This window comes from Cupriavidus sp. SHE (assembly GCF_000812445.1).
Lineage (GTDB): Bacteria > Pseudomonadota > Gammaproteobacteria > Burkholderiales > Burkholderiaceae > Cupriavidus > Cupriavidus metallidurans.
Map to the genome: position 1 here is coordinate 1 of NZ_JWMB01000030.1, position 12,882 is coordinate 12,882.

The following is a 12,882-nucleotide window of genomic DNA, read 5'->3' on the forward strand; positions in this document are numbered from 1 at the left end:
GCGCCCCGCCCGCCAGCGTGAGGAACGGCTGGAGCAATTGTATCTGGCCTACGCGCGCCACGCCGCCTTTTGCGAGTCCGGCGTACCAGAACAGGAAGCCGATGAACATCGAGAACACCGACACATAGGCCATGCCCAGCCACGCGCGGGGCGACGCGGCGGCGATGGATGCGGCATGTTCCAGCCCCAGCCAGGCCACCACGGGCGCCAGCACGGGCAGCGAGACCACCAGCGCCCAGCTGATCGTCTCCAGCCCGCCCAGTTCGCGTGAGAGCTTGCCGCCTTCGGCATAACCGAGCGCGCCGAGCACCACCGCCAGGAACAGGTACCAGTCGGCATGTTGCAGCCCACCCGCGCCTTGCCACAGGGCGAAGGCCACCACGAGCGCGCTGCCAGCCAAGGCAGACAGCCAGAAACCCAGCGACGGCCGTTCATTGCCGAACCATGCGGCGAACACCGCGGTGGCCAGCGGCAGCAGGCCGATCACGATCGCGCCATGCCCGGACGGTACTTCGCGCATGGCCAGCGACGAAAACACGGGGAAACCGACCACCACGCCCAGCGCGGTCACGGCCAGCCGGAGCCATTGGCCACCGCGCGGTCGCCGGCCTGATGCCAGGGCGCCGCGCATTGTCAGCAGTGCGAGCGCCAGCGCGGCGGCGATCACGGCGCGCCCGAGCGCGACGAACGTCGCATCCAGCTCGGCCACGGCCATGCGCGTGAAAGGCAGCGTCTGGCTGAAGATCGCCACGCCGATAAAGCCCAGCAGCATGCCGCCGGAGTGAGGGGAGTGATTCGGATCCTTCATGATGCTCAGTGCGGTTGTCCTGCGACGGCGATCCAGATGGCGGTCAGCGCCAGTGCCAGGCCCATCGCGCCGTTGAACCAGCGCACGCGATTGCCTTCCATCAGCCAGCGCCGCAGCGACGCGCCAAGCACGCCATAGGCGCCATTGCTGAAGAAACCGAACAGCGCGAATATCGCGCTGACCAGCACCACGCGCTGCCCCGGCGAGGGGGCGCCCGCCATGTACGAGGCGGCCACCGCCAGCGCCAGCATCCATGCCTTGATGTTGGCGTACTGCAGTGCCGCCGATTGCCAGACATTCATCGGCTTGAGCACGGTCTTTTCCGCCAACGACGTGCTGCGCGCGATGCGATACGCCAGCCACAGCAGATAGAGCACGCCCACCACGTGAATCACGGTGGCCAGCATCGGGCTGGCCAGGATCAGCGCGCCGACCCCGGTGGTGCACAGCGCGACGATGCTGGCGAAGCCGAACGACACCCCGACGCAATGCGGGAGCGTGGCGCGCAGGCCAAAGTTGGCGCCGGTGACGGCGGCGATCGTCGTGTTCGGGCCGGGCGTGAAGGCGCCCACCGCGAGCAGCGTGACCAATGCAAGGAACTGGGCTGTCGAGAGCCCCGTGAGCCAGGCTTCCATATTCTGTGTTTCGGGGGTGCTGTTATGCGAAGTTCACGACCACACGGCGGTTCGTGCGGCTTTTCTTCTCGATCTTGGTCACGGTCACCGCGCCGATCTCGCCCGTGTTGGCCACGTGCGTGCCGCCGCAGGGCTGACGGTCCACGCCGGGAATCTCGATGATGCGGATCGTTGATGTGCCGGCCGGCGGCGCCGCGCCGATCGTGCGCACGAGGTCGGGCTGGGCGGCCAGTTCTTCGGGCGTGATGCGGTCGATGGTGACCGGCGTCTTCGCGTTGATCAGCGCGTTGAGCTGTTCGGTCAGCACGGCCTTGTCGAGCGTCGATTCGGGCAGGTCGAAGTCGATGCGCGCGGAGTCAGGCGAGATGCCGCAGCCCGTCACCGGCACCGGGATCAGCGACCCGAGCAGATGCAGGCACGTATGCAGGCGCATCAGCCGGTGACGGCGGGCCCAGTCGATCTTCACTTCGACACGGTCGCCGGCCTGCAGCGCCGGGGCGTCGGGGGCGGGGACGTGCAGGATGCGCTGGCGGTCGTCCGCGTAGACGGTATCGGCCAGTGTGACGATGCGGCCGTCGGCGGTGGTCAGGGTGCCGGTGTCGCCCGCTTGTCCGCCGCTACGCGCGTAGCAGACGGTCTGGTCGAGTTCGATGCCGGCTTCGCTGACGGCCAGCACCGTGGCCTGGCAGTGGTCCAGGTAGGCGTCGTCGTCGAAGCGCTTTTGTGTGGTGGCGGGCATCGGGGGAGCTCCTTTGGTGTGTGTCGTTTATCGCAGGGTCTTGATGCCCGCTGGGGTTTCGATGTCGGCGGCCAGCAGAGGCGGGCCGTCGCCTTGTTCGATCTCGATCAGGTCCGTGGCGCCGATCCACGCCAATCCTTGGCGCAACAGTTCCGCGTGCGGATGCTGGCCGTGCAGTCGGCGCAACGCCAGGTCATGGCCCGGCAGGCTGACTGCCGGATGGTTTGCCACGTCCCACTGGATCAGTGTGGGAAACAGGCCATCGCCCGCATTCGCCGCCTCGCCGGTCCAGGCGGGCAGGCTGCCGTCGTCAGGCACGGTCAGGCGCCAGCGCAGGTCGCCGCGCGTCATGGGAATGACCGGGGCGATACGGTCCGGGTACTGCGCCTGCCAGCGCGACAGATCGGCCGGACGCTCGACGCGGGCCGCCCAGTGCGCCAGAAACGGGCCATCGCGCAGCCGCTGGCGCATCAGGTCGCCATCCAGGCCGAACCAGCGTGGCCGATCAGGTGCCGCCGCCGACGGATCGATCGCGATGACTTCGAGGTACAGGCCACCATAGAGGCCCATCACGCGGTTGTGCGTGCCCATGCGTGGGTGCGTGCCGCCGCCTTGTGGAGCGACGCCGAGCGCGCTGGCCACATACTCGGCGCCTGAGTCCAGGTCGGGCGCGGCAATCACGAGATGGTCGATGGCAAGTGTCATGGTCGGTTGATGTTAGTCAAGCTCGTCGGTACAGTACCGATACAGTTGAGCAGATCGTCTTCAGTACAGTTGCGGGAGCGCCACATGGAAGGTAGCCAGAAGGATAGCCGGGGGGATCCTGGCAGTGCCGCAGGCGGCACACGGCCGTTGCGGCTCGTGATGCCGGCGACGGGGCTTGAGCAGCTTCCGGACCCGATTCCGTCGGCCCAGATGACGCTGGTGGAGCAGTTGACCGAGTGGGCGCGGCTGCGTATCGACGAACGGGTGTTCCGGGCCGGAATGCGGATGCCGTCGATCCGTCAGTTGGCGACCGAGAAGAGCATTTCGCGTTTTACCGTGGTGGAGGCCTACGAGCGGCTGGTGGCGCTGGGCTATCTCGAATCGCGCCGCGGCTCGGGCTTCTACGTCCGTGAGCGCACGCCGCTCGCGTCCACCGTGGCGCCACCGGCCACGCCCGCGATCCGCAACGTCGATGTCACCTGGCTGCTGCGCAGCATGTTCCATTCGGCCGAGAGCCATAAGGCGCCCGGCTGGGGCTTCCTGCCCAACGAATGGCTGGACGGGGAACTCGTGTCGGGCGCGCTGCGCAGCTTGGGCCGTCAGCCCGGCAGCCATTTCCTGGTCAGCGGCACGCCGCAGGGTTTTCTGCCACTGCGGCAGCAACTGCGCACGCGGCTTGAAGAACTGGAGATCGGCGTCACGCCGGACCAGATCGTGATGACTTCCGGCATCACGCAGGCGTTCGACCTGATCGCGCGCCAGTTCCTGCAGCCGGGCGACACGGTGGTGGTAGGCGACCCGGCCTGGTTCGTGATGTTCGCCCGCTTCGCCACGCAGGGCGCCAACGTGATCGGTGTGCCCTATACCGTGGAGGGCCCCGACGTGGAGGCGCTGGAGCGGATCGTCCAGGCCCACCGGCCGAAGCTGCTGGTGGTCAACTCTGTGCTGCACAACCCGACCGGGACGTCGCTGTCCGCCGCCCGCGCTTTCCGGCTGCTGCAACTGGCCGAACAGTACGATTTCACGATCGTCGAGGATGACATCTACAGCGATCTCTGCCCTCCGGGCCACGCCGCCACGCGGCTGGCCAGCCTGGATCAGCTCAAGCGCGTGATCTACCTGGGCAGCTTCTCCAAGACGCTGGCCGCCAACCTGCGCGTGGGCTTTATCGCCGCCAGTCCGGACCTGGCCGTGACCTTGACCGACAGCAAGCTCGTGACTGGCATGGCCTCGCCCGAAGTCAACGAACGCGTGGTCTACAAGGTGCTGACGGAGGGGCACTACCGCAAGCACGTGGAGCGCGTGCGCGGCCGGCTGGACCGGGCGCGCGACGAGACGCGCGAGCAGCTCGAGCGGCTGGGTTTGCGCATCTTCCCGGGCAATCACGCCGGCATCTACCTGTGGGCCGATACCGGCGTGGACACCAACGTGATCGCCACGGCCGGGCACGAGGAAGGTTATCTGTTCGCGCCGGGCAGCCTGTTTTCGCCATCGCAGATGCCGTCCACATGGACGCGCTTCAACGTGGCCAGTAGCAGCGATCCGGGCATGCTCCGGTTCCTGGCCGGCCAGATGGACCGCTTGTCCGGCTTATCGGGGCTGTCTGGCCTGCCCGCCAACGCCGGGGCTTGAAAAACCGGCTGCCGATCCCTATTTCCACACGCATCGATCCCGGTCCGGACCCACGGACCAGGGCAAATACGCGCCCGTTTTCGTTTTCAAGAGGAGAACCATGACCGCACCGCACGAAACGATGAGCTTCCAGGCGGAAGTGAAGCAGCTACTGCACCTGATGATCCACTCGCTGTACAGCAACAAGGAGATCTTCCTGCGCGAGCTGGTATCGAATGCTTCCGACGCCACCGACAAGCTGCGCTTCGAGGCGATCGCGAATCCCGCGCTGCTCGAGAACGATGCCGACCTGGCAATCCGGATCGAAGCCGATCCCGCCGCCCGCACGCTGAAGATCACCGACAACGGCATCGGCATGAGCCGTGACGAGGCGATCCGCAATCTCGGCACCATCGCGCGGTCGGGCACCAAGGAGTTCTTCCAGCAGCTTTCCGGCGACCAGCAGAAAGACGCCGCGCTGATCGGCCAGTTTGGCGTGGGCTTCTACTCGGCATTCATCGTGGCCGACAAGGTCACCGTGGAAACGCGTCGCGCGGGTGTTGCCGCCGACGAGGCCGTGCGCTGGGAAAGCGCCGGCGACGGCGAGTTCAGCATCGATGCGATCAACCGCGCCGAGCGCGGCACCACGATCACGCTGCATATGCGTGAGGGTGAAGACGACTTCCTGTCGTCGTACCGCCTGCAGAACATCATTCGCAAGTACTCGGACCACATTTCGCTGCCGATCCGGATGCCCAAGGAGGAATGGGATGCCGAGGCGCAGCAGCAGAAGGTCACCGGCGAGTGGGAGAGCGTGAACCAGGCCAGCGCGCTCTGGACCCGCAATAAGTCGGATATCACGGACGAGCAGTACCAGGCGTTCTATCAGCATATCGCGCACGATCACGAGGCGCCGTTGGCCTGGACGCACAATCGCGTGGAAGGCCGCAGCGAGTACACGCAGCTGCTGTACATCCCGGCGCGCGCGCCGTTCGACCTGTGGGACCGCAATCACAAGGCCGGCCTGAAGCTGTACGTGAAGCGCGTGTTCATCATGGATGACGCGGACCAGCTCTTGCCAGCGTACCTGCGCTGGGTCAAGGGCGTGGTCGATTCGGCGGACCTGCCGCTGAACGTGTCGCGTGAACTGCTGCAGGAGAGCCGCGATGTGAAGGCGATCCGCGAGGGCTGCGCCAAGCGCGTGCTGTCGATGCTGGAAGCAATGGCCGATAGCGAAGACGAAGCCGAACGCGCCAAGTACAAGACCTTCTGGGAACAGTTCGGTCAGGTGCTCAAGGAAGGCGTTGGCGAAGACCATGGCAACGGCGAGCGCATCGCAAAGCTGCTGCGCTTCGCTACCACGCATGGCGACACGGCTGAACAGTCGGTCTCGCTGGTCGACTACGTGGGCCGCATGAAGGAAGGTCAGGACAAGATCTACTACGTCACGGCCGATACCTGGGTGGCGGCGAAGTCGAGCCCGCACCTCGAGGTGTTCCGCAAGAAGGGCATCGAAGTGGTGCTGCTGACCGACCGCGTTGACGAATGGTTGCTGTCTTACCTGCACGAGTTCGACGGCAAGCAACTGGTGTCGGTGGCCCGTGGCGACCTGGACCTGGGCGCACTAGCCGACGAAGCCGAGAAGGCCGAACAGGAGAAGGCCAGCGCCGACTGGAAGGAAGTGGTCGACCGCGCGAAGTCCGTGCTCGAAGGCAAGGCCAAGGACGTGCGCGTGACGCTGCGCCTGACGGATTCGGCATCGTGCCTGGTGTCCGACGATGGCGATATGAGCGGCTATCTGCAGCGTCTGCTGAAGCAGGCCGGCCAGAAGGCGCCCGATGCCCAGCCGATCCTGGAGCTGAATCCGGAACACGCGCTGGTGAAGAAGCTGCGCGATCTGCCGGATGGCGAAGCCTTCGGTGACCGTGTGCGCGTGCTGTTCGACCAGGCGTTGCTGGCCGAGGGCGGCATGCTCGACGATCCGGCTGCCTATGTGCAGCGGGTGAATCGACTGCTGGCCTGATCGGTATCGTCGTTTCGGTATCGTCGTATGAAACGCCTGCCCTCTCACCCGACCTTTCTTCCCGTGCATGGGAAAGGGTATCGCGGGGGAGAGCAGGACTTTCCAGCTTCCAGTACCTCTTCCCGATGACCACCAAGCGCTGCTTTCCTCCGGTCGTCGACATTCACACTCGCGTGCTTGTGCTCGGCAGCCTGCCGGGCGAAGTCTCTCTCGCGCAGTCACGCTATTACGCGCACAAGCAGAATCGTTTCTGGCATTTGATGAGCGATGTGCTCGGCGTCGATCTGGTTGGCCTCGAGTACGAAGCTAGATTGCAGACACTGCTCGACCATCGCGTCGGCCTGTGGGACGTTGTGGCCGAGGCACGGCGCGAGGGCAGCCTCGATAGCAGCATCCGCGACCATCAGGGCAACGATCTGATCGGCCTGATCGCGACGCTGCCGACGCTCAGGGCTATCGCATTCAATGGCGGCACCGCCGCGAAGATCGGCGAGAAGACGCTTGCGGACCATGGCGATCGCCATGCGATCCTGCGATTGCCATCGAGCAGCCCGGCTTACACGCTGGCCTATGCGGAAAAACGCAAGGCCTGGGAGAGCCTGCGCGACTGGCTCGACTGATCCGTCGACGCTGAATTCTGTCGTACGGCCGTGCGCATCTCCGGCGCATGGTTGGCACACGCGCTCGTACGTAGGCGAGACCTCGATTTGATGCAACGCAAATCGGGCACCCAACTCAAAAAAATCAATTCGCCTACTGGAAATATTCAGAATCCTCGGCCGAATCATTGACTATGATATTAACTTGATCAGTCAACGATTCGGCTGCGCTCGCCCAGGCGCGGCCGTTTCTTTAATGGTGCAAGGCTCCACCACGTGTTTCGTTTTTTTCCCCAAAGCATCACGAAGTACCCCACACGAGAAGACGACCATGTCCCAGGAACAAGAACCGCGTCGCCGATTTTTTCGGCAGATGCTGGCAGTCGTGCCCGCTGCATCCGTTGCGACAGGTGCCGCGATATCACAATCCGCGTGCTCGGAGTCTCCCGGACCGCAATCTGCAAATGCCGGCAATGTCGGGCCCTACAAGCCCAACTACTTCACCGCCGACGAATGGAAATTCGTACAGGCGGCGGTCGATCGGCTGATTCCCGAGGATGAAATGGGGCCCGGTGCGCTTAAAGCGGGCGTTCCGGAATATATCGACCGGCAGATGGACACGCCCTACGGGCACGGCAAGCTTTGGTACATGCAGGGGCCATTTCATCCCGATGTGCCCGCAGAGCTTGGCTTCCAGATGAATCTCGCACCGCGCGACATATATCGTCTCGGCGCGAAGGCTTGCGACGAGTACTGCAAGAAGCAGTATGGCGGCAAGGCATTTGCCGATCTCTCCAAGGAAGACCAGGAAAGCGTGCTTGGCCAGATGGAACACGCCAAGCTCTCGTTCGATGCGGTACCGGCCAGGACGTTCTTCTCCTATCTGCTGAACAACACGAAAGAGGGCTTCTTTGCCGATCCGATCTACGGCGGCAACAAGGGCATGGTGGGCTGGAAGATGGTCGGCTTCCCCGGCGCACGGGCGGATTTCGCGGACTGGATCGATCAGCCAGGGGTGAAGTATCCCTATGGTCCGGTGTCGATCGACGGACGGAGGGGATAAGCATGGCGATCAAGAAGGACAAGGTCGATTGCGTGGTGATCGGCTTCGGCTGGACTGGCGCGATTCTCGCCCAGGAGCTGACCGAAGCGGGGCTCGATGTCGTGGCGCTCGAACGTGGCGCGATGCGCGATACACCGACCGATGCCGAGTATCCGAAAGTCGTCGACGAACTGAAGTACGTCGTGCGCGGAGAGTTGTTTCAGGATCTCTCCCGGGAGACGGTCACGATCCGTCATGGCGTGGACGACCTGGCGGTGCCGTATCGGCAGAACGGCTCGTTCCTGCTTGGCAATGGCGTGGGCGGCGCGGGCTTTCACTGGAACGGCATGCACTATCGTGTCCTGCCGGAAGAACTGCAGTTGCGCAGCCGTTACGTGGATCGCTATGGCAAGAAGTTCATTCCAGAAGGGATGCAGGTGCAGGACTTCGGTGTCACGTACGACGAACTCGAGCCACACTTCGACTTCGCAGAGAAAGTGTTCGGCACGTCGGGCACGGCCGGCAACCTGAATGGCAAGATCCAGCCGGGCGGCAATCCGCTCGAAGGCCACCGGTCGAGCGAGTACCCGACCCCGGCGCTGAAGAATTCGCTCGGCGCGCAACTGTTCGAGAAAGCCGCGCGCGAGGCGGGCTTCCACCCGTACCCGGCACCGGCGGCGAATACGTCCGAGCCCTACACGAACCCCTACGGCGTGCGTCTTGGGCCGTGCAATTTCTGTGGCTTCTGCGAGGACTTCGGCTGCTACATGTATTCGAAGGCGTCACCGCAGACGACGATCCTGCCGGTCCTGCTGAAGAAACCCAACTTCGAATTGCGCACGAAGGCGCAAGTCACCAGGATCCTGCTCGATTCCGACAAGAAGCGCGCGACCGGCGTGCTGTACATCGACGCCCAGGGGCGAGAGGTCGAGCAACCCGCCGATCTCGTGATCGTCGCGGCGTACCAGTTGCACAACGTGCGTCTGCTGTTGCTCTCCGGCATCGGCACGCCGTATGACCCGAAAACCGGCAAGGGTGTCGTTGGCCGCAACTACGCGTATCAGATGAACGGCGCGGTCAACGTGATGCTGCCCAAGGGAACGCTGCTCAATCCGTTCATCGGGACGGGTGCCGGCGGGGTAGGGCTGGATGACCTGAATGGCGACCAGTTCGATCATGGTCCGCTCGGCTTTCTCGGCGGGGCGAGCATTCGCCATATACGTTATGGCGGCCGGCCCATCAAGCAGACGCCGACTGTCCCCGGCACGCCAGCATGGGGCAGCAAATGGAAGGCGGGTGTGGTCGATGCGTACCAGCGCTATATGACGATCGGCATTTCGGGCTCGGTCATGCCGTATCGCGATGCGTACCTCGATCTCGATCCGACGTACCGCGACGCCAATGGCCTGCCGCTGATGCGCATGACCTTCGACTGGCACGACAACGAGTACGCCATGCTGGATTACATGGGCACCCGCATGGAAGAGGTGGCCAAGGCGATGAAGCCCGAGGCGTACTACAAGGCCATCCGTAAGAAGGGCCAGCACTACGACACGCGCGTCTATCAGTCCACGCACACGACAGGCGGTGCCGTGATGGGATCGTCGCCCGAGACCAGCGTGGTCAACAAGTATCTGCAGAGCTGGGATGTACACAACGTGTTCGTCATGGGCGCCTCGGCGTTCCCGCAGAACATGGGCTACAACCCGACCGGTCTGGTAGCCGCGCTTGCCTATCACTCCGCGAAGGCTATCCGCGAGCAGTACTTGAAGCACCCGGCGCCGCTGGTTCAGGCTTGAGGTGATGGCCATGAAAGCAAGCAAGAAAGCAACAATGGTCGTGGCGGTGTCGGCGCTGCTGGCGGCGTCGGCGTGGACCATCGGCGCGTTCGCCGATGACCGGCAGGGTGATTCGGCGACTGCCGCGCAAGTGTCGGGCGTCGATGCGCAATTGGTCGAGCGAGGCCGCTATCTCGCGACGGTGGCCGACTGCGCCGCGTGTCACACGGCGAAGAACGGCAAGCCGTTCGCAGGCGGTCTCGGCATCGAATCGCCGATTGGCCGGATCTATTCGACCAATATCACGCCGGACAAGACCTCCGGCATCGGCAAGTACAGCTACGACGATTTCGATCGCGCTGTGCGCCACGGCATCGCCAGGGACGGCTCCACGCTGTACCCGGCCATGCCCTATGCCTCGTATGCGAAGGTCAAGCCGTCCGACATGCAAGCGCTATACGCGTACTTCATGCATGGTGTGCAGCCGATCGAGCGGGCCAACAAAGCGACTGATATTCCGTGGCCACTGTCGATGCGTTGGCCACTGCGTTTCTGGCGCATGGCTTTCGCCCCGGAGGTGGCCACCGACGACCTACCGGTATCCAATGACTCGGTGGCGCGGGGCCGCTATCTGGTGGAGGGGCTCGCGCACTGCGGCGCCTGTCACACGCCTCGCGGTTGGGGATTGCAGGAGAAGGCGCTGAGCGATGACGGCAAGACCTATCTCTCAGGGGGCGTGATCGATAGCTTCCTGGCGAAGAACCTACGCGGCGACCAGAAGGATGGTCTCGGCACGTGGACGCAGGACGAGATCTTCGCGTTTCTGAAGAGCGGGCGCACCAAGCATTCGGCGGCATTTGGCGGCATGTCGGAAGTGGTCGAGAACAGCATGCAGCACGTGAACGATGCTGACCTGACGGCGATTGCGGCATACCTGAAGACGCTGGCGCCACTGAATCCCAGTGCGGCCGTGTTGACGGCGAACGCCAGTGCGACGGACAAGCTGCGTGCCGGAACGGATCGCAGCAACGGCGCGCTGACTTTTGTCGACAACTGCGCAGCATGTCATCGCACGAGTGGCAGTGGCTATGAGAGTACGTTCCCGAGGATCGCGCTCAGTTCAACCGTGAACAGCAACGATCCGACGTCGCTGATCCACATTGTCCTGATGGGTGGCGAGATGCCATGGACGAAGACCGGCCCGACGCACTACGGGATGCCCGGATTCGCCAAGCGGCTGACGGATCGGGATATCGCCGATGTGCTGACGTTCGTGCGGACGAGTTGGGGGAACCAGGCACCGCCGGTCAGCGCGGACCAGGTGGCGAAGGTGCGCAAGTCAGTTGGCGCAGCGTCTCAGCCGAAACGGCCTGAGAACAACTGACGAACGGGACAGCGGGAGGCCAGCGTCTCCCGCTACCCGCTACCCGCTGTTGGGGCTCTGGTTAGCCGAAGTTCGGCTGTGTGGCCGCGTAGCTGGGCCGCGCCCGCATCGCCGTGTGAGCGCGCCGGATGTTCGGGCGCGATTCCAGCATCGCGGCGCTTTCCGGAAAGCGTCCCAGGTACTCCACGATCGGGGCGAAGAACAGATCGGCCATCGTCAGCGTGTTGCCCGCGAGGAAATCGCGACCGCCGTAGGCGTGCTCGAGCGCATCGAGCTGTTTGGCGATGTCGGGCAGGGCGGCGTCGATCGTCTTGCGGTCAGGCTGGCCGTTCTCGCCACTCGGGAAGACGTACTGCAGCACGTAGCGGCGCACCATGGCGTCATACGCGTGGCAGTTGATGAGGCTGATCCATTGCTCGCAGCGTGCGCGGGCCGTGGGGCCGGCCTGCGAGATCAGGCTTGGGCCATCGAATGCTTCCTCGATATAGCTCAGGATGGCGCGTGTCTCGAAGAACTCCAGCGGACCGTCGGTGAAGGCCGGAATGCGGCCGAACGGGTTGTGCTTCAGCAACTCGGGGTCCCGCGGCGTCAGAGGGTCGAGCTTGTACGCAATGCCTTTCTCGGCAAGCGCCATGCGCACGGTGCGGACATAGGTGCTGCGGCCATCGCCATAGACGGTGACGGTACCCGCGCTGCCTTCGGCATCCACATAGTCGCTCAGGCGGTTGAATACCGATTGCCAGCCGCTGGTGTGCGCATCGCGTGTGGCGGTGTCCGGGAAGCCGGTGTGACGCATGTGCAGGAGCGTGCCGCCGTCCTTGTCAGTCAGGGTCACCTCGATCAGCGTGCGGGTGCCTTCGGGCAACTCGCCACCTTCCCACTGCCAGGTGTAGGCCAGGAAATTGGCGCGGTCGATCTTCTGGTACTCGCCGCCGACCATGTGCTGCGACCCGTCACGGCCACCCATCACAAGCCGATAGCGCCCGCCGACCCGTGCATCGGCGCTGGCTTCCAGCACGCGCATGCCGCGCGGGCAATGCCAGGCCGCGAGCGCCGCCTGGTCCGTGAACGCATCGAAGACCCGTTCGCGCGGCGCGCGAATCTGGCGGGTCATCTCCAGATGAAACGTAGCTGCTTCGGTCATGACTTGAACCCCTTGTCATCGGTGACGGTATGCGCCTGCTCGACAAAGGCGACGAGCCTGTCGAGGTTGTCCTCCCAATGCCGCCGATACGTTTCCAGCCAGCCATGCGCGTCGCGAAGCGCACCGGGGCGCAAGTGACAGATGCGCCAACGCGCGTTGACTTCCCGCTCGATCAGCCCGGCATCGGCCAGCACACGCAGGTGCTTGGAGATGGCCGGCGCCGACATGTCGAACGGACGGGCGAGTTCGCTCACAGGGGCTTCACCTTCCGCCAGCCGCGCAAGAATCGCGCGACGGGTGGGGTCGGCCAGGGCGGCGAAAACCGAGGAGAGCGGGTCGTCGGAATTGGGCATGCGCTCATTTAACTCATTGGTTAAATGAAGATCAAGAGCTGTTACAACTGCGGTGGGATGG

General features: G+C 64.3%; 12 protein-coding genes. 6 read left to right on the forward strand and 6 right to left on the reverse strand.

Features of this window, described 5'->3' with window-relative positions; all coding sequences use genetic code 11:
* The 4 genes from RN01_RS16110 to RN01_RS16125 all read right to left on the reverse strand — a co-directional run.
* Positions 1 to 808 (reverse strand): DMT family transporter (locus RN01_RS16110; RefSeq protein ID WP_039016691.1); only part of this gene is annotated, 808 nt, incomplete at its 3' end.
* A gap of 5 nt (positions 809 to 813) precedes the next feature.
* On the reverse strand, positions 814 to 1,443 hold the full coding sequence (locus RN01_RS16115; protein ID WP_011517086.1) for a LysE family translocator: 630 nt from the start codon (positions 1,441 to 1,443) through the stop codon (positions 814 to 816).
* A gap of 22 nt (positions 1,444 to 1,465) precedes the next feature.
* Positions 1,466 to 2,182, reverse strand: a complete 717-nt coding sequence (locus tag RN01_RS16120) for an alanyl-tRNA editing protein (RefSeq protein WP_017515443.1) — start codon at positions 2,180 to 2,182, stop codon at positions 1,466 to 1,468.
* Between the two features lie 27 nt (positions 2,183 to 2,209).
* Entirely contained in the window at positions 2,210 to 2,887 is a 678-nt protein-coding gene (locus RN01_RS16125) for a VOC family protein (RefSeq protein WP_008648089.1), read from the reverse strand.
* An 84-nt stretch (positions 2,888 to 2,971) separates the two neighbouring features.
* Between RN01_RS16125 and RN01_RS16130 the strand changes: the two genes are divergently transcribed.
* From RN01_RS16130 to RN01_RS16155, 6 genes are all read left to right on the forward strand, one after another.
* Positions 2,972 to 4,519: a PLP-dependent aminotransferase family protein gene (locus RN01_RS16130; RefSeq protein WP_024569926.1), complete on the forward strand. Its 1,548-nt coding sequence runs from the start codon at positions 2,972 to 2,974 to the stop codon at positions 4,517 to 4,519.
* A 100-nt stretch (positions 4,520 to 4,619) separates the two neighbouring features.
* Entirely contained in the window at positions 4,620 to 6,521 is a 1,902-nt protein-coding gene (gene htpG / locus RN01_RS16135) for a molecular chaperone HtpG (protein ID WP_017513138.1), read from the forward strand.
* Positions 6,522 to 6,646: 125 nt separating this feature from the next.
* A complete protein-coding gene (locus RN01_RS16140) occupies positions 6,647 to 7,141 on the forward strand; it encodes a DNA-deoxyinosine glycosylase (protein ID WP_017513137.1) in 495 nt (164 codons plus the stop codon).
* Positions 7,142 to 7,451: 310 nt separating this feature from the next.
* A complete protein-coding gene (locus RN01_RS16145) occupies positions 7,452 to 8,183 on the forward strand; it encodes a gluconate 2-dehydrogenase subunit 3 family protein (protein ID WP_017513136.1) in 732 nt (243 codons plus the stop codon).
* A 2-nt stretch (positions 8,184 to 8,185) separates the two neighbouring features.
* Positions 8,186 to 9,961, forward strand: a complete 1,776-nt coding sequence (locus tag RN01_RS16150; RefSeq protein ID WP_017513135.1) for a GMC family oxidoreductase — start codon at positions 8,186 to 8,188, stop codon at positions 9,959 to 9,961.
* Positions 9,962 to 9,971: 10 nt separating this feature from the next.
* Entirely contained in the window at positions 9,972 to 11,324 is a 1,353-nt protein-coding gene (locus RN01_RS16155) for a cytochrome c (protein ID WP_029700223.1), read from the forward strand.
* A gap of 61 nt (positions 11,325 to 11,385) precedes the next feature.
* On the opposite strand, the gene RN01_RS16160 is transcribed toward RN01_RS16155, so the two are convergent.
* The gene (locus RN01_RS16160; RefSeq protein ID WP_024569924.1) at positions 11,386 to 12,468 is read right to left on the reverse strand and encodes an SRPBCC domain-containing protein; all 1,083 of its coding nucleotides are present in this window, start codon (positions 12,466 to 12,468) and stop codon (positions 11,386 to 11,388) included.
* Entirely contained in the window at positions 12,465 to 12,821 is a 357-nt protein-coding gene (locus RN01_RS16165; protein ID WP_008648072.1) for a helix-turn-helix transcriptional regulator, read from the reverse strand. The genes RN01_RS16160 and RN01_RS16165 overlap by 4 nt, the downstream gene beginning before the upstream one ends.
* Between the last annotated feature and the right edge of the window lie 61 nt (positions 12,822 to 12,882).

Excerpts from the sequence above, each read along its gene's own strand:
- RN01_RS16150 (WP_017513135.1), top strand. The coding sequence starts at position 8,186 with ATGGCGATCAAGAAGGACAAGGTCGATTGCGTGGTGATCGGCTTCGGC.
- RN01_RS16165 (WP_008648072.1), bottom strand. The coding sequence starts at position 12,821 with ATGCCCAATTCCGACGACCCGCTCTCCTCGGTTTTCGCCGCCCTGGCC.
- RN01_RS16115 (WP_011517086.1), bottom strand. The coding sequence starts at position 1,443 with ATGGAAGCCTGGCTCACGGGGCTCTCGACAGCCCAGTTCCTTGCATTG.
- RN01_RS16160 (WP_024569924.1), bottom strand. The coding sequence starts at position 12,468 with ATGACCGAAGCAGCTACGTTTCATCTGGAGATGACCCGCCAGATTCGC.
- RN01_RS16140 (WP_017513137.1), top strand. The coding sequence starts at position 6,647 with ATGACCACCAAGCGCTGCTTTCCTCCGGTCGTCGACATTCACACTCGC.
- RN01_RS16130 (WP_024569926.1), top strand. The coding sequence starts at position 2,972 with ATGGAAGGTAGCCAGAAGGATAGCCGGGGGGATCCTGGCAGTGCCGCA.
- RN01_RS16155 (WP_029700223.1), top strand. The coding sequence starts at position 9,972 with ATGAAAGCAAGCAAGAAAGCAACAATGGTCGTGGCGGTGTCGGCGCTG.
- RN01_RS16145 (WP_017513136.1), top strand. The coding sequence starts at position 7,452 with ATGTCCCAGGAACAAGAACCGCGTCGCCGATTTTTTCGGCAGATGCTG.
- htpG (WP_017513138.1), top strand. The coding sequence starts at position 4,620 with ATGACCGCACCGCACGAAACGATGAGCTTCCAGGCGGAAGTGAAGCAG.
- RN01_RS16125 (WP_008648089.1), bottom strand. The coding sequence starts at position 2,887 with ATGACACTTGCCATCGACCATCTCGTGATTGCCGCGCCCGACCTGGAC.
- RN01_RS16120 (WP_017515443.1), bottom strand. The coding sequence starts at position 2,182 with ATGCCCGCCACCACACAAAAGCGCTTCGACGACGACGCCTACCTGGAC.